At 72.0% G+C, this 15,425-nt stretch carries 16 protein-coding genes, 1 tRNA gene and 1 pseudogene; 11 read left to right on the top strand and 7 right to left on the bottom strand.

Features of this window, described 5'->3' with window-relative positions:
- The first annotated feature begins 143 nt into the window (after positions 1–143).
- On the top strand, positions 144–1,961 hold the full coding sequence (locus tag Voc01_RS02165; RefSeq protein ID WP_275423674.1) for a DivIVA domain-containing protein: 1,818 nt from the start codon (positions 144–146) through the stop codon (positions 1,959–1,961).
- A gap of 3 nt (positions 1,962–1,964) precedes the next feature.
- On the opposite strand, the gene Voc01_RS02160 is transcribed toward Voc01_RS02165, so the two are convergent.
- Positions 1,965–2,501: a TetR/AcrR family transcriptional regulator gene (locus Voc01_RS02160; protein ID WP_203925512.1), complete on the bottom strand. Its 537-nt coding sequence runs from the start codon at positions 2,499–2,501 to the stop codon at positions 1,965–1,967.
- A gap of 84 nt (positions 2,502–2,585) precedes the next feature.
- Here Voc01_RS02160 and Voc01_RS02155 point away from each other — a divergent pair, with 84 nt between their 5' ends.
- From Voc01_RS02155 to Voc01_RS02130, 6 genes and pseudogenes are all read left to right on the top strand, one after another.
- On the top strand, positions 2,586–2,987 hold the full coding sequence (locus tag Voc01_RS02155; RefSeq protein WP_203925511.1) for a nuclear transport factor 2 family protein: 402 nt from the start codon (positions 2,586–2,588) through the stop codon (positions 2,985–2,987).
- 40 nt (positions 2,988–3,027) lie between these two features.
- Positions 3,028–3,492 carry a hypothetical protein gene (locus Voc01_RS02150; protein ID WP_239159876.1) on the top strand — a complete coding sequence of 155 codons (465 nt, stop codon included), beginning with the start codon at positions 3,028–3,030 and terminating at the stop codon, positions 3,490–3,492.
- Positions 3,486–3,716, top strand: coding sequence for a helix-turn-helix transcriptional regulator (locus Voc01_RS02145; protein WP_203925510.1), 231 nt, complete (start codon positions 3,486–3,488; stop codon positions 3,714–3,716). Before Voc01_RS02150 ends, Voc01_RS02145 begins: the two co-directional genes overlap by 7 nt.
- Positions 3,713–4,690, top strand: a complete 978-nt coding sequence (locus tag Voc01_RS02140; RefSeq protein WP_203925509.1) for an NAD(P)-dependent alcohol dehydrogenase — start codon at positions 3,713–3,715, stop codon at positions 4,688–4,690. The genes Voc01_RS02145 and Voc01_RS02140 overlap by 4 nt, the downstream gene beginning before the upstream one ends.
- 208 nt (positions 4,691–4,898) lie before the next feature.
- Positions 4,899–5,255: pseudogene (locus Voc01_RS02135) on the top strand (response regulator transcription factor); the annotation flags it as partial.
- A 54-nt stretch (positions 5,256–5,309) separates the two neighbouring features.
- Positions 5,310–7,043 (top strand): tetratricopeptide repeat protein, encoded by a 1,734-nt coding sequence (locus Voc01_RS02130; protein ID WP_203925508.1) that lies wholly within the window; start codon positions 5,310–5,312, stop codon positions 7,041–7,043.
- Position 7,044: 1 nt separating this feature from the next.
- Here the strand turns inward: Voc01_RS02130 and Voc01_RS02125 are convergent, their stop codons facing one another.
- Both Voc01_RS02125 and Voc01_RS02120 read right to left on the bottom strand, forming a co-directional pair.
- Positions 7,045–7,611 carry a DUF1707 SHOCT-like domain-containing protein gene (locus tag Voc01_RS02125; protein ID WP_203925507.1) on the bottom strand — a complete coding sequence of 189 codons (567 nt, stop codon included), beginning with the start codon at positions 7,609–7,611 and terminating at the stop codon, positions 7,045–7,047.
- Positions 7,608–8,180 carry a DUF6939 family protein gene (locus Voc01_RS02120; RefSeq protein WP_203925506.1) on the bottom strand — a complete coding sequence of 191 codons (573 nt, stop codon included), beginning with the start codon at positions 8,178–8,180 and terminating at the stop codon, positions 7,608–7,610. Before Voc01_RS02120 ends, Voc01_RS02125 begins: the two co-directional genes overlap by 4 nt.
- A 51-nt stretch (positions 8,181–8,231) precedes the next feature.
- On the opposite strand from Voc01_RS02120, the gene Voc01_RS02115 reads away from it, so the two are divergent.
- Genes Voc01_RS02115 through Voc01_RS02105 form a run of 3 tightly spaced genes read left to right on the top strand, consistent with a single transcriptional unit; the run spans position 8,232 to position 11,586 of the window.
- The gene (locus Voc01_RS02115; protein ID WP_203925505.1) at positions 8,232–9,392 is read left to right on the top strand and encodes an acyltransferase family protein; all 1,161 of its coding nucleotides are present in this window, start codon (positions 8,232–8,234) and stop codon (positions 9,390–9,392) included.
- Positions 9,393–9,441: 49 nt separating this feature from the next.
- Complete coding sequence (locus Voc01_RS02110; RefSeq protein WP_239159875.1) at positions 9,442–10,302, top strand: polysaccharide deacetylase family protein; 861 nt, start codon at positions 9,442–9,444, stop codon at positions 10,300–10,302.
- A gap of 42 nt (positions 10,303–10,344) precedes the next feature.
- Complete coding sequence (locus Voc01_RS02105) at positions 10,345–11,586, top strand: RICIN domain-containing protein (RefSeq protein ID WP_203925504.1); 1,242 nt, start codon at positions 10,345–10,347, stop codon at positions 11,584–11,586.
- Here the strand turns inward: Voc01_RS02105 and Voc01_RS02100 are convergent.
- On the bottom strand, positions 11,564–12,502 hold the full coding sequence (locus tag Voc01_RS02100) for a helix-turn-helix transcriptional regulator (RefSeq protein ID WP_275423673.1): 939 nt from the start codon (positions 12,500–12,502) through the stop codon (positions 11,564–11,566). The two genes, Voc01_RS02105 and Voc01_RS02100, sit on opposite strands and share 23 nt — an antisense overlap.
- 330 nt (positions 12,503–12,832) lie before the next feature.
- Here Voc01_RS02100 and Voc01_RS02095 point away from each other — a divergent pair, with 330 nt between their 5' ends.
- Positions 12,833–13,498, top strand: a complete 666-nt coding sequence (locus Voc01_RS02095) for an alpha/beta fold hydrolase (RefSeq protein WP_203925503.1) — start codon at positions 12,833–12,835, stop codon at positions 13,496–13,498.
- Between the two features lie 84 nt (positions 13,499–13,582).
- Here the strand turns inward: Voc01_RS02095 and Voc01_RS02090 are convergent.
- From Voc01_RS02090 to Voc01_RS02080, 3 genes are all read right to left on the bottom strand, one after another.
- Positions 13,583–13,655, bottom strand: a tRNA-Arg gene (locus Voc01_RS02090).
- 44 nt (positions 13,656–13,699) lie between these two features.
- Complete coding sequence (locus Voc01_RS02085) at positions 13,700–14,077, bottom strand: PH domain-containing protein (RefSeq protein ID WP_203925502.1); 378 nt, start codon at positions 14,075–14,077, stop codon at positions 13,700–13,702.
- 68 nt (positions 14,078–14,145) lie between these two features.
- A complete protein-coding gene (locus Voc01_RS02080) occupies positions 14,146–15,357 on the bottom strand; it encodes an LCP family protein (RefSeq protein ID WP_203925501.1) in 1,212 nt (403 codons plus the stop codon).
- Between the last annotated feature and the right edge of the window lie 68 nt (positions 15,358–15,425).

Raw genomic sequence — 15,425 nt, 5'->3', positions numbered from 1 at the left:
GGAAATCACGCTATCCACACAAGCGGCCAGAAGCTGGCCTCATTGAGTCCGTCGCGGCATGGAACTGGGACCGTCCCGGGGGTGACGGTCGGCGGGGGTCTCCCGGTAGCGTTCTCTCCGCCTAGTGGGTTGGAGGATGGCGGATGTCTCCTGGCGGTAACGGGGCTCGAGAGGACGCTTCCGGGCAGAGGTTCGATCAGGCGATGCGCGGCTACGACAAGCGCCAGGTCGATCAGTTCGTGTCCCGGGCCGACAGCGAGATCTCGATGCTCGTGTCCGAGCGGGAGCGCGCCCGTGAGCAGTTCCACGCGATGGCGCAGCAGATCCAGCAGCTGCAGAGCGAGCTGGCCGAGCTACGGCAGCGGCCGCCGCAGATCGACAAGGCCACGTTCAAGGACCTCGGCCCGATGGTCGAGCAGATCCTCCAAAACGCGGAGAAGCAGGCCGCCCAGATCACGTCGACCGCGTCCGAGCGGGTCGCCAACCATCGCGCCGACGCCGAGCGGGTGCTGGCCGAGGCCCACGAGCGGGCCACCCGGATCGTGCAGGAGTACGAGACCGAGGTCGCCAACCGGCGCGCCGAGCTCCAGCAGACCGCGGAGCTGCGCCGGGCCGCCGCGCAGGCCGAGATCGACGACATGACCAGCCTGGCCGAGCGGCTCCGGTCGGAGGCCGAGGCGACCCGCGACCGCGCCGAGCAGGAGGCGGCCCGGCTCAGCGAACAGAGCAACCGCGAGCTGGAGCACGCGCGGGCCCGGTCGAAGGCCATGATCGAGGCCGCGCAGGCGCAGGCCGAGCGCGAGTCCCAGGCCGCGCACGCCCGGACGCAGGAGGAGATAGCCCAGTTCCGGGGCGAGTTCGAGCGCGAGATCGAAGACCGGCGCAACGCCGCCAGCCAGAAGATCGTCGCGATGCACACCGAGGCGCAGCAGTACTCCGACGACGTGCGTCAGCGCGCCGACGAGCAGGCCACGATCCGGGCACAGGAGCTGGCCGCGGTCGAGCAGGAGATCGAGGCCCGCCGGCGCACCCGCGTGGCGATGCAGGCCGAACTCGACTCCGCGCAGCAGCGGCTCGCCGAGTCCCACCAGGAGCGGGAGACCACCGAGGCGGAGGTCAACCGGCTCCGCGAGCGGCTCGCCGCGCTCCGGCAGGACCTGGCCAGCGAGATGAAGCGCCTCGACGAGACGCGCCGCGCCGCCGACAACGCCGACCGGCACGCCAAGGACGTGCGCGCCCGGGTCAAGAGCGAGGCGAAGCGGGTCGCGGAGCTGGCAGCGGCGGCGGTTCTGGCCGCGGCGGCGGGCGGCGACACGGGCGAGTACCCGCAGGTCACCCCGCGTGAGAACGCCGACGTCGATCCGCGCGAGAACGGCGCGGGCGACCGCACGGCGCGCGAGAACGGCGGCACCGACCACATCCTGCGCGACAACGGCGTCACCGACCACGTGCTGCGCGGGAACGGCGCGAGCCTGCCGGCGCAGCGCGGACCGTCCGAGGTGCAGCGCGGGTCGTCAGAAGCGCAGGGCGGGGCGCAGGAGCTGGCGCAGCGCGAGCGGTCCGACGCGGGTGCGTCGGCCGGGGCGGCGAACCACGAGCCCGCGCAGCACGAGCCCGCCCACCGGGAGCCGGCGCAGCGCGAGGCCGCGCACCGCGACCAGGGCCTCCGCGATCAGGGCCACCGCGACGAGAGCCAGCGCGAGCAGGGCCACCACGACGAGGGCCACCGCGACGAGGGCCACCGCGACGAGAGTCAGCGCGAGCAGGCGCACCGCGATCAGGGGCAGCGTGAGCAGGCGCTCGACTGGCGCGAGCAGGCCGTGCGTGAGCGGGCCGAGGCCCTGCGCGAGCAGGGCAACGCGTTGCGCGAGTCACGGGAGCACGCGGCGGTTCCGCTGCCGCAGCGCCAGCCCGGTGTCCTCGACCGCCGGCCCACCCCGCAGGGCGCCCGCGGGGAGTAGTCCTCAGGGCTCCAGACCGGTCCGCAGCAGGGCGAGCAGGCTCCGGGCGTGGTCGGGGCCACTGCTCGCGATCGCGGCGGCGCTGGTCAGGGCGAGCAGGTCCGGCACCGTCAGGCCGTCGCGCACCGCGCCGGCCGCGGCCGCCCGGCCGAACAGCCGCGCGGCCACGTCGGTGATCGCGCGGTGCCACTCCTCGAAGAGCCGGGTCCGTCGCTGGTCGGCGTTGTCGGTCACCGCCAGCGCGAGGGGACGTTTCGCCGCGATGTGGACCACGAAAGCGTCCAGCCACTCGAACAGCGCCGCCCCCGGGTCCGGTGCCGCCGCCAGGTCGACGCCGTGGCGGCACAGCGCCTCCACCTCGTCGGCGTAGACGGCCACGATCAGGTCGCCCCGCGTGGGGAAGTGCCGGTAGAGCGTGGCGTTGCCCACCCCGGCCCGGCGGGCGACCTCGTCGAGCGGGATGTCGGGCCCGCGCTCGGAGAACAGTTCGCGGGCGGCCGCCACCAGCAGGTCGAGGTTTCGTGCCGCGTCGGCCCGCACGGTGCTCCTGGAAAAGTGGGGATGTCCCCGTTAGTCTACCGGCAGATGAAACGGGGAACTCCCCACTTGCTGCTGGAGGGCGTCATGACGATCGCGATCGAAGACCGGCTGGCGATCGTGGAGCTGATCGCGCGTCACGGTCACCTGGTCGACAACGGCGGCCTGCACCGCAGCGACGAGCTGTTCGACGCCGACGCGGTCTTCGACCTGACCGACTTCGGAGCCGGCGAGGTCCACGGACTGGAGGCCCTGTACGAGCTGGCGCGGCAACTGGGCGACGCCAACCCGGTGGGCCATCACGTCACCAACACCGTGCTGTCCGAGCTGCCCGGGGGCGAGGTGCTCGCGCAGTCCAAAGGGATCGGCGTCAACGCCGACGGCACCTGCGGCAGCGTCACCTACGAAGACCGGCTGGCGCGGCGCGCCGACGGCTGGCGGATCAGCCACCGCCGCATCCGGGCCCGCCGCCGTCCCGGAGTGATGTAAAACTTTCTAGACACGAGGTCAAATATTCGCTACCTTCGTGATGTCAAAAATTCTGTACATCACGAAGGGTGCGGCGGGCATGTCGCTCGAAGAGAAGCGCGCGTGGATCCGGATGCTGGCGGGCGTCGCGGCCTACATCGCGTACGTGGTGGTCGTTCTGACCCGGGCCGACGGGCGCCCGCTCACCGGGGTGCCGTACGAGGCGCCGCTGCTGTGGTCGATCGTCGCCGCGATCGTGGCCTCGATCGTCATCGAGATCGTGGTGAACACGGTGCGGCGCGGGTCGCTCGTCACCGACGAGCGTGACCGGGCGATCGGCCGCCTCGGCGACCAGGTCGGCTACGCGTTCGTGGTGATCGGCGCGGTCGCCGCGATGCTCATGGCGATGGCCGACTGGCACCGGTTCTGGATCGCCAACGTGATCTACCTCTGCTTCGCGCTGTCGATGCTGCTCGGCTCCATCGCGAAGATCGCCGCCTACCGCGGGAGCCTCCCGCAGTGGTGAAACCGACCCGCGTCACCAACCGCATCCGGGCCCTGCGCTTCGCCCACGACGAGATGACGCAGGCCGACCTCGCCGACCGCATCGGCGTCACCCGGCAGACGCTCATCGCCATCGAACAGGGCCGCTACTCGCCCTCGCTGGAGATGGCGTTCCGGATCGCGCGCGTGTTCGGCGCCGCCCTCGACGACGTGTTCGAGTACCCCTCCGAGGAGGACGAGACATGAAAGCCATCGCCCAGGACCGGTACGGCCCCGCCGACGTGCTGCGGCTCCGCGACGTCCCCACGCCGCGGATCGGGCCCGACGACGTGCTCGTGGAGGTGCGGGCCGCCGGCGTCGACCCCGGAGTCTGGATCTTCATGACCGGCCGGCCCTACGCGGTGCGGGCCGCCAGCGGGTTGCGCCGCCCGCGGGTCCCGGTCCGCGGCCGCGACGTGGCCGGCGTGGTCGCGGAGGTCGGCGCCAACGTGACCCGCTTCAGGCCCGGCGACGAGGTCTTCGGCACCTGCCGCAGCGGCTCGTACGCCGAGTTCGCGGCGGCACCGGAGAACCGGCTGGCGAGCAAGCCCGCGGGCATGACGTTCGAGCAGGCCGCCGCGACCCCGATCTCGGGCGGCACCGCGCTGCAGGCGGTGCGCGACCACGCCCGCGTGGAGAAGGGCCAGCAGGTGCTGATCACCGGCGCCACCGGCGGCGTCGGCTCGTTCGCCGTGCAACTGGCGAAGTCGTACGGCGCGACCGTCACCGCCGTGTGCGGCCCGACCAAGGCCGACCTGGCCCGTACGCTCGGCGCCGACGAGGTGATCGACTACACCGGCGCCGAGATCGACAGCGGCGGCCCGCGGTACGACGTCATCATCGACATCGCCGGCTGCCGGTCGCTCGCGCTGCTCCGGAGGGCGGCCGCGCCGAAAGCCAGGATCGCGCTGGTGGGTGGCGGCCACGACAGCGGTGGCCTGCTCGGCGGGTTCAGCCGCCAACTGCTGCAGGCGCCGTTCGCGTCGATGCGGGGCGGCCGGACGTTCATCAACGCCGGCTCCCGCGAGCGCGTCGACGTCTTCGACGAACTCGGCCGGCTCATCACCGGCGGCGTGGTCACCCCGACCGTCACCCGCGCCTACCCGCTCGCCGAGGCGCCCGACGCGATCCGGTACCTGGCCGAGGGCCACGCCGCGGGCAAGGTCGTCGTCACCATCTGAGGTCGCGCGTCAGCCGGACAGCTCCACAGGCCAGCGCCACGGCCGCATAGCCGGCCAGCACCGCGCCACCAGCGGCGTCAGGTACAACGACGCGAGCACGGTGGTCACAGGGCCGGCGCCGCCACGCCCCGGCCTGCTGGTGCCAGTACGTCGCCACGGCCTACGCCGCGGCCCTGTTCGACGCGACCGGCACCGGCGGAATGGGCACGGCGGCGTCGGCTACCTGCTCAAGGACCGGGTCCTCCAGGTGGGCGACTTCGTCGAGGCGATGGAGCGGGTCGCCGGCGGCGGCTGCGTGATCGACCCCGAGGTGGTCCGCCACCTGCTCACCCGGCGGCGCAGCCCGCTGGCGCGCCTCACCCCGCGCGAGCGCGAGGTGCTGGGGCTGATGGCCGAGGGCCGCTTCAACACGGCGATCACGCGCCTGCTGATGATCAGCGAGAAGGTCGTCGGCAAGCACATCAACTCGATCTTCACCAAGCTGGACCTGCCCGCCGACAACACCGACGACCACCGCCGCGTGCGCGCCGTCCTGACGTTCCTGCACGACGGTCCGGACACCTGACGTGACGGACTTCGATGCATAGAATCCCGGTACCCGACCGCAGGGGGTTCGCCGATGCGTCGAAACCGGGGCCTGCAGGTGCTCCTGCTGGCGGTCGTCGCTGTGGGCCTCCTGACGCAGTTCACGGACTGGCCGCCGTGGGCGGTGATCGTCGGCGGGGTGTCGCTCGCGGTGGGTGCCCTCGTGCTCGTGCCGGGTCGCGCCGGCCACGCGGCGGAGGTCACCGTGGGACGCGTACCGGCCCTGGCGCCGGCGTTCCAGCCGCGCACCGGCGTCCAGGCGGAGATGACCAAGGCGCGGGAGGCCGGGAACGACGTCGTGCTCCACGGCACCGGCGGCACCGGAACCACCCAGCTGGCGGCCGCCGTCGCCCATGAGGCGACCGGGTCCGGTGCCGACCTCGTGGTCTGGGTCGACGCCGCCGCGCCGGCCTCGGTGGTCACCGCGTTCGCGCTGGCCGCGTACCAGGTCGACGCGCCCGGCGTCACCGGAACCGACGTGTCCGTCGACGCCCGGGCGCTCGTCGCGTGGCTGGAGGAGACCGACCGCCGGTGGCTCGTCGTCTTCGACGGCGTCACCGACCTCGCGTCGCTCGACGGGTGGCGGCCGGGCAACCGCACGGAGAGCGGCTGGGTCGTGGCCACCACCACCGCGCCGGTCACCGGCGCGCAACCGGAGCGGTGGACCCGCGTGGAGGTCGGCCCGTTCACGGCGGCGGAGGCACACGAGTACCTGACCGACTGCAAGCTCGTCGACGACGACGCGGCCGACCTCGTGGCCGAGCTCGGACACCTCCCGCTGGCCCTGCACCGGGCCGTCAGCTACCTCCGCGCCGAGCGGGTCGCCTGCGGCGACTACCTGCAGCGGTGGATCGACCGGCGCAAGACCGTGGTCGACCCCGCGGAGGCCGCCGTGCTGCTCGCGGTCGATGCCGCGCACCGGTACCGACCGACCGGGCGGACGCTGCCCGCCCTCCGGATGGCCGCGGTGCTCGACCCCGCCGGGCAGCCCGTGGCGGTCTGGGCGAACGCCGCCCTCGTGGGCTTCCTGACCGGCGGCGAGCCGGGAAACGCGGCCACCGGCATCCGGGCCGCGACCGTGCTGCACCGGTACGGCCTCGTCGACCATGACCGGCGGCTGGGTGCCTGGGCGGTGCGGATGCACCCGGACACCGCTCACGCGGTCCGGAAGAACCTGCCCGCGGACGTCCGTGACGACGCGGCCCGGGCCGCGGCGGACGCCGTGCTCGACACGTGGCCCGACGACGACGCCTACCCCCGGTACGCGGTTCACGTGCAGGTGCTACGGGCCAACGCCGTCTTCCTCGCCCGGCTCGACGGTGATCCGCTGTGGCGGCCCGAACCGCACGAGTTGTTGTGGCGGGCCGGCATCGCCCTCGAACGGGCCGGGCTGTCCGCGGCCGCGATCGAGTACTGGCAGCACCTCGTCGACACCGGCGAGCGGCTGCACGGCCCGCGGCACCGGGCCACCCTGATCGCGGTCGGACGGCTCGCCGCCAGCCAGGGTGACGCCGGCGACACCACCGCGGCGGTCGCGACGCACGAGCGGGTCGTCGCGGGACTGGCCGAGCTGGACGGACCCGGCCACCCACAGACCCTGGACGCCACCGAGCGCCTCGCGGTCGCCTACCTTGCCGACGGCCGCGGCGACGACGCCGTCGCGCTCCTGGAGCAGGTTCTCCAGGTGCGGACGGCGACCCTGGGCCCGGACCACGCCGACACGGCGGCGACCGCCGAGCGGCTCGCCGAGTGGACCCGCGACCGCTGAGCTACCAGCGCCAGCGCCAGAAGCGCCGCTCGTAGCGGACGACCAGGCTGCCCGCCGCCGTGCTGCCGGTGACCACGACGTGCGGCGCGCCCTCCGGAACCGAGGACACCTTGTTCTTCGCGGTGCCGGCGCTGGTGGTGACCCCGTCGATGTTGGCGCTGGCACCGGGCGGCAGCACGATCACCGTGGAGCCGGCCTGGGTGGCCAGTTCGATGTCGACGACGCGGTGGTTGATCACGGCGTGCCGCAGGTCGAGCTTCACCATGCCGGCCTTGCTCTGCACGACGAGCCGCCGCGGCACCAGCCACCGGCCCTTGCGCTTGATCTCGCCGGCGTGGCTGCGCAGCTCCACCACGTCGTCGGTGGCGGGTGCGGCCGGCAGGTCTTCCAGGAACGGCTCCACCTCACCGAACGTGCGCGCCTTCAGGACCCCGTCGACCCGCTCCTCGAACTCGACGAGCGTCAACCGGCCATCGGCGACCGCGGCGTTGAGGCGTGCGACAACACCCTCCCGGTCGGCGTCGGACATCCGCAGGTTCCGCTGCGACGGAACGACGTCCCCACTCACGGGCCTGACTTTACCGCCTCGACCGGCCACCGGTCGGTGACGAAGCGGGCCACCAGGGCGGCGTGGGACAGGGGAGTGGCCAGGTCGGCGACGTCGCCGTTGGTGGTGTAGTCGAGCAGGACCACGCCGGGACCGGCCGCCAGCGCACGCAGCTCGGCGACCAGATCGGCGGCCCGGTGCTCGAGCACCCACCGGTAGGCGGGCAGGTAGATCTCGCGCCGTGCCGCCTCGTAGGCCAGCAGGTGCCGCCCGTGCAGACCGGCGCGGTGACCGCGCACCGGCCCGAACCGGCGCACGGTGCGCTTGAGCCCGCTCATGGTGGTGACGCCGAGCTTCCCGGCGTCGACGTCGGCGTTCTCGAACACCTTCAACGCCTGCCAGATGCCCTCGACCGACGCGCCGACGACCCCGGGACTCAGCGGCACGGGGATGCCGCCGTGCGGGTAGAACGGGCTCAGCCGCACCCACGGCTCGGGCCCCCTCGACGTCACGTCGAGAACGACCCTCCCGGGGAACGCCGCCGTGATGGTCCCTGCCTGACGGCGCCTACTCGCCACGTCGATGAACATCCGCGCAGTATGCCCACCGGGTACGACAGTAGGGGTGCCAGGATGTTCGGCATGCAGGAACGGCGGACCGAGCTGGACGTGATCCGGCTCGTCGTCGTGCTCGGGCTGGTGTTCTTCCACGCCTCGCTGGTCTTCGACTCGCGCGACGACTACTACGTGAAGAACGCCGAGACCACCGACGTCACGACGTTCATCGCGGGGCTGTGTGTGGTGTGGGCGATGCCCGCGCTGTTCCTCATCGCCGGGATCGGCTGGTACCACTCGCTGCGCCGGCGCGGTGCGCGGGGACTGGCCGTCGAACGGTTGCTGCGGTTGGGCGTCCCGCTGCTCTTCGCGATTCTCACGATCCTGCCGGTGCCGCAATGGCTGCGCTGGCGGGCCGCCGACCCCGGATACCACGACCCGTACTGGCGGTTCCTGCTCGACTTCTACGACGTGCGGATCAGCCTCACCGACTTCCCGTTCCTGCTGGACGGCGAGCACTTCGAGACCGGACACCTGTGGTTCGTGGTGCTGCTGCTCGCGTTCTCCCTGATGCTGGCCGCGGTGGCGGCGTGGGCGCCGCTCGACCGGGCCCGCCGCGCGTCCGACGCGCTGGCGTCGGCGACGCGGCGGCGCGGGGTGGTGCTGCTGCCCGCGATCCCGCTCGCCGTGATCGGGGCGGTCCTGGGCATGGAGGAGTCGTTCGCGGGATGGAGCCGCTGGGCGTACCTGCTGTTGTTCGTCTACGGCGTCGTGCTCGCGGGCGACGACCGGTTCCGCGTGGCGATGCGTCGCGACGCGCTGCCCGCCGCGGTGCTGGGCGTGGTGCTGTTCCTCGCCGCGGGTGCCGGGCTCAGCGCGGCGGAGGGTGACGCCTTCGTCGACATGGAGACACCGGCGGTGCTCGGTCGCATCGCGTTCGGGCTCGCGGGGTGGTGCTGGCTGGTCGCGATCCTCGGCCTGCTCGACCGGCCACGGAAACGGAAAGAAGAGGCGCCGGGCCGCGGCCGGTCGGTGTACGCCTATCTCGGGACCGCCGCACTGCCGCTCTACATCCTGCACCAGCCGATCGTCGTGGCGGCCGCCTACCTCGTCGTGGGCCGGTCGGCGCCGATGGTGGTGAAGTACCTGGTCATCGTGGTGGTCTCGTTCGTCGTGATGTTCGCCGTCTACGACCTGCTGGTCCGGCGCACGCGCGTCACGCGGTTCCTCTTCGGGATCCGGCCGTAGCCGTTCGACGGATACCGATCCGCGCGCCACGCTGTGAGGATCCGCGATCGTGGGAAAACGGGGGTTCCTGGCGGCGCTGTGCGCTCTCGCGCTGTTCACCGGTGGTTGCCAGGGCAGCACTGACGAACCGCGGCGCCTCGGTTACACCAAGTCCATCCACTCGGGTACGGCGACCGCGTCGGGCGAGCCGTCGGTGCCGTCAAGCTCCGGTCCGCCGCCGGGCGCGTCGCGGCCGGGCACGCTGCCGCGCGTCGTCGACCACGGTCCGCGGGCCGGCAACAAGGTGGCGTTGACGTTCGACGCCGACATGACCACGAACATGAAGGCCCAACTGGCCTCCGGCGCGGTGCGCTCCTACGCCAACCTGCCCATCATCGAGCTGCTCGAACGTCAGCGGATCCCGGCGACGTTCTTCCTCACCGGCATGTGGGTCGAGCAGTACCCGGAGCTGACCGCGCGGCTGGCCGGGAACCCGAACTTCGAGCTGGCCAACCACTCGTACGGCCACCAGGGCTTCACCCCGAACTGCTACTCGCTCGGTCGGGTGCCGAGCAACCTGATGACCGAGGACGTGGCGAAGACGTTCCGCATCGTCGAGAAGCACCGCGGTCGGCAGACCCGCTTCTTCCGGTTCCCCGGCCTGTGCCACGACGGCGCCGCGTTGAGCGCGCTGGCTCCGCTGGGCCTCACGGTCGTCGACGGCGACGTGGTGAGCGGCGACCCGTTCGCCACCGCGTACCAGCCGATCGTGAAGGCGGTGCTGTCGACGGTGCGGGCGGGATCGGTCGTCATCATGCACGTCACGGAGGCGAACGCCCAGTACACCGACGAGGCCCTGCCGCTGATCCTGGCCGGGCTGAAGGAGAGGGGCCTGGTGCCGGTAACACTCTCCGAGGTCCTCGGTCCCTGATGCGGACTGGCATCCTGGCCGCGAACCCGGCAGCATATCGACGTGCCTGAGCTAACCACCGCCGTGCGGGCGGCCGACGCGCAGGCCGCCAGCGGCGACCTGTCCGGTGCCCGTGAGCTGCTCGTCGACGCGGTCGAGGCGGCAACGGCGGAGCTCGGGCCCGACCACCTCGACGTGCTGGACGCGCGGGCCCGCCTGGCCGGGGTGCACCGCGACCTCGGAGCGCTGAACGAGGCCCGGCGCGTGCTCGAGTCGGTGCTGGAGGTGGGGCACCGCACCCACGGGGTCGCGCATCCGCGGCTGCTGCTGGTCTCCTACGACCTGGCCGTGATCGCGCACGAACTGGGCAACGCGTACGAGGCGGGCCGGAACTTCCGGCTGCTCGACAGGTGGGGGCCGGAGGTGCTCGGCGCCGACCACCACCACGTGCTGGCCGCGCGGCGGTACCTCGGCGAGGACGTGCCCGGCGAGATCGACGCGCCGCCGCCGTTGCCGCTGCCGCCCGTCGGTCCCGCTCCGTCGGGACAGTCCATATTGGACGGACCGCCGCCGGTCGAGCGGCGCCGCCGGTTTCCGGTGACCGCCGCCGTGGCGGGCATGGCGCTGTTCGCCCTCGTGGCCACCGTCGTCGGGGTGTGGGTGATTCCCGGGCGCGACGGCCGGGTGGAGTCGGCGCCGCAGGCCGCGCCGGTCACGCCGTCCGTCACGCCGTCCGCGGATGGGTCGCCGACCCCGTCGGCCGCGCTCAGCGGGTCCAATTCGGCACTTCCCCCGGCGAACGGCGGCAGCCGGACGCCGACGCGCGCGACCTCGACCACGACGGCGCCGCAGACCCTCGGCAGTGGCCGGTACCTCATTCACGCCGGCCACACCGGAATGTGCCTGGGCCTCGGGCCGGAGCTGTTCAAGAACACCGGACGCACCGTGCTCGGGCAGCACCCGTGCGGGTCGAACCTGCCGCAGCTGACGCTGGAACCGGTTGCCACCAACACCTACCGCATCAAGGTGACCGACTCCGACGGCACCGGCTGCGCCGACGTCGACTACGCCGGAACCACCGAGGGCCTGTTGCTGGCGCCACAGGCGTGCAACGACAAGACCGACCAGCGGTTCACGTTCGAGCCGGTGACCGCCCCGGTGGCGGGGTACCGGCTGCGGTCGGTCGCGGGCAGCCGGTTCTGCATCGGGGTGCTGGAAGGCAAGCAGCAGAGCGGCGTCCAGATCATGCAGGACACGTGCAGGAACGGTCCGCACGAGGTGTTCACTCTCGAACGGCGTCAGTGAGCCGTTCCGCGAGCGCTGCCACCTTTGCCCGTAGCTCCGGACCCGCCTCCACGCGGAACGGCAACGGGATCGTCGGAAGCCACTCCTCGGCGTACATCGTGGGGTTGCTGGTGCTTCCGATGAGTACGCAGCCCGTTCCGAGCGGCTCCAGCCGACCCATCGGCGGGCGGATCCACGGCGCGACCGTCTCCAGTGGAGCGTCGAACACCACCCGGGTCGGGAACTCCCATCCCGTACCCAGGTTCTGCTCCACTGTGGACACCGGGTCGAGGCCGTCGGGTGGCTCGAACGTGTCGGTGGTCTGCTGGATGTCGTGCATCCGGTCGATCCGGTACGTGCGGATCGCGTCGGCGCGGTGCGAGTGGCAGAGCAGGTACCAGCGTCCGTACCGGACGACGACCGCCCACGGGTCCACCTCGGCGTCCCACTCCTTGCCCGACTCGCTCCGGTACGTCGCCCGCACCCGCCGCCGGGCCGCGATCGCGGCCACGAGCGCGCTGGTGGTGAGCGGGTCTGGGCGCGTGGTGCGCCGGTCGGGCGCGGCCGACGCGTGGTCGCGCAGCGCCGCGGCCTGGCGGCCGACGCTCTCGGGTAGCGCCCGGATCACCTTGTCGAGCGCGGCACCGAGGAGGTTGGCGGCGGTCGGCTGCCCGTCGAGCACCGCCATCACGAGGCCGAGCGCCTCCGGCTCGGTGAACACGACCGGCGGCAACCGCGTTCCGCGGCCGAGCCGGTACCCGCCGTACGGGCCGCGGGCCGAGTCGACCGGGATCCCCGCCTCGCGCAGGATCCCGATGTAGCGGCGAGCCGCCCGTTCGGTGACGCCGAGTGCGGCGGCCAGTTCGTCGGCCGTCGCGCCGGGGCGGTTCTGGAGGATCTCCATGGCGCGCAGCGCCCGGGCGGTAGGGCTGGACACGTGAGCGATTCTAGTCGGGTTCCGGAAGCAGACCGTCCGGAACCGGGCCTAGCGTGATGCCATGGCCCGTCACCGCGAACGCACCTCGTTCAAGGACGCCCCGTTCTACCGGATCGACTTCACCGGCGCCCGGGTGGGAGGGGCTGCGGCGCGTCCTCGCCGCACTGACCGACGACCAACTCGGCTCCGAGGTGACCCGCACCGGGTACGGCTTTCCGCAGGCCGAGAAGGTTCCGCTGGCGGAGTGCCTGCGGATCGTGTGAACGAGCACTGGGAGCACCGGCTGTTCGCCGAGCGCGACCTGTCTCTTCCCGAGAAGGAGAACTGATCATGGACATTCTGCTCATCGGTGGCCTGTGGCTCGACGGGTCAGTCTGGCGCGACGTGGTGCCGGGCATCGAGGCGGCCGGGCACCGTGCGGTGCCGGTCACGGTGCCGGCCGACCGCTCCACGACGCTCGAAGACCAGGTGGCGGCCGTGCTCGCGGCCGTCGACGCGGCCGACGGGAACCCTCTCGTGGTCGGGCATTCGGCCGCGTCCACGCTCGCGTGGATCGCGGCCGACCGGCGTCCGTCGAAGGTCGCCAAGGTCGCGGTCATCGGTGGTTTCCCGACCGCCGACGGCTCGCTCTACGCGGACTTCTTCGAGGTGACCGGGGGGAGCATGCCCTTTCCCGGCTGGGAAGCCTTCGAGGGGGCCGACTCCGCCGACCTCGACGAGGAGGCCAGGCGGGCCCTTGCGGCCGGCGCGATCCCCGTACCCGAAGGGGTGGCGAGGGGCGTGGTGCACCTGACCGACGAGCGGCGGTACGAGGTGCCGGTGGTGCTCGTGTGCCCCGAGTTCGGCCCGGCCGACGCGCAGGCCTGGATCGCCGCCGGCGACGTGCCGGAACTGGCGAAGGCGAAGCACGTCGAGTACGTCGACATCGACTCCGGACACTGGCCGATGCTGACGAAGCCGGACGAGCTCGCCCGGCTGCTGGTCGAGGCGGCCTGATCCGCTGTCGGCGGCCCGGCCCCCTCTTCTGCGCCTCTCTTCTGCGCTTCTCTTCTGGCGCCTTTCTTCTGCGCCTCTCTTGTGTGGCCCCGGGGCGATTCGAACGCCCGACACCCGCTTTAGGAGAGCGGTGCTCTATCCCCTGAGCTACGAGGCCGTACGAGCAGGGTACCGAACGCCCCGGGGCCACGGTCCAGCGACTTACCGCACCCCGCTCGCCGCCGGTTCGACCTGGCTCCGCATCCACCGGCAGAACCGCACGAACGCCGACCCGGGCGGGATCAACCGGATGGTCGCCCGGGCGTCGGCCGTGGCGAACGACACCGAGCCGCCCATCATGCCGCGCGACTCCTCGAACGACGTGATCGACGGGTAGCGGAACGACTCGACCTCGTGTTTGCCGTACGCCGTCAGCGCGAACAGCAGCAGCCGCCGGTCGGTGGCGACGACCAGGCCGTGCCGCGCGGCGTCGCGTCCCATGGTGTCCACGTCGTAGGTCCCGTCGACGACGTGCTGGATCGTCTCGCCGTCCTCGAGATGCTGACCGACGCCCTCGAATAGTTTCTTCCCCCGTGTCACCAGGCCAGTCTGTGCACGCTTCGTGATGACAGGATCACGCCTTGTGTCTATCCACTCGAAAGGGGTGGCTAGATCGACGCCACGATCTCCGGAACCGCGTCGCGCCGGACGGCGTCGAACAGCGCCTTGGCCTTGACCGTGTCGGGCACCACGACGCTCTCGTCGCCGATCATGTCGGTGCCCTTCGACGGGCTGGTGCCGAACGCGAGGTTGCCGCTGCGCAGGTGCCTCAGTTCGGTGGCCATGTTGACGATGCTCAGCGTCTGGTCGATGGCGACCGCGTCGGCCGTGGCGCGTAGGAACGAGTTCAGCCGGCCGGGGCTCGCGAGCAGCCCGCCCGAGGAGGCCTTGTCGAGGACCGCCTTGATGACCTGCTGCTGGTGCTTGATGCGGGTGAAGTCGCCGTCGGAGAACGCGTACCGTTCGCGGGCGTAGTCGAGCGCGGTCGCGCCGTCCATCGTCTGGACGCCCTGGTTGAACTGCCGGCGGCCGTCGGGGGTGCTGACCGAGTGCGTCGAGGTGAACCCCTCCTCGACGTTGATCTCGACGCCGCCCAACGCGTCGATGATCTCCTTGAACCCGGCGAAGTCGATGACGACCACGTGGTCGATGCGCACGCCGGTGTAGGACTCGACGGTCTGCACCATCAACGGGATGCCGCCCCAGGCGAACGCCGCGTTGATCTTCGCGTGGGCGTTGCCGTTGCGCCCGTCGGACGACTTGGGGACGTGCACCCAGGTGTCGCGCGGAATCGAGATGAGCTGCGCGCTGGACCGGTCGTGCGTGAGATGCGCCACGATGATGGTGTCGGTGCGGGACCCGCCCGTGTTCGCCGGATCGCGGGTGTCGCTGCCGAGAATGAGGAAGTTCATCGCCTCCTTGGCGACCTCCTCCTTGGCCGGGCGCGACTCGTCGGGCACCTGCTCGAACGCGTCGACCCGCTCGACGTCGTTCTCGACCGAGCGCAGGTAGAGGGCGCCGGCGGTGACGCCACCGCCGACGAGGAGCACGAGGACGAGAAGCGAGATGAGGAGGATCCGTCGCCCGCGCCGCTTGCGCCTGCGCGGTGGTGCCTGTCCTTCTCCTTTCTCGGCTCCGGTCTCGTCTGGTTGTTCGCCGTCTGTGGTGGCCGGGTCGGGCTCGGCGCGGTTGTCGCGCTGGCGCGGAATCTCGGCGGTGCGTGCGGGGTCGTCGATGACCAGGGCATCGGACTGCGCTGGCGACGCACCGTGATTGGCTTGCTGCGCCTCGTCATCTGCGCGCTGACCTGGGGACGGCATGCCGTGCATGCTACTGATCCGCGTCGGGCGGCTGCGTCCTCACATTGGTCGCTTCGCCGTCCCCTATG

Source organism: Virgisporangium ochraceum (genome assembly GCF_016863655.1).
Taxonomy (GTDB): domain Bacteria; phylum Actinomycetota; class Actinomycetes; order Mycobacteriales; family Micromonosporaceae; genus Virgisporangium; species Virgisporangium ochraceum.
This window is presented reverse-complemented; position numbering and strand designations above follow the sequence as displayed.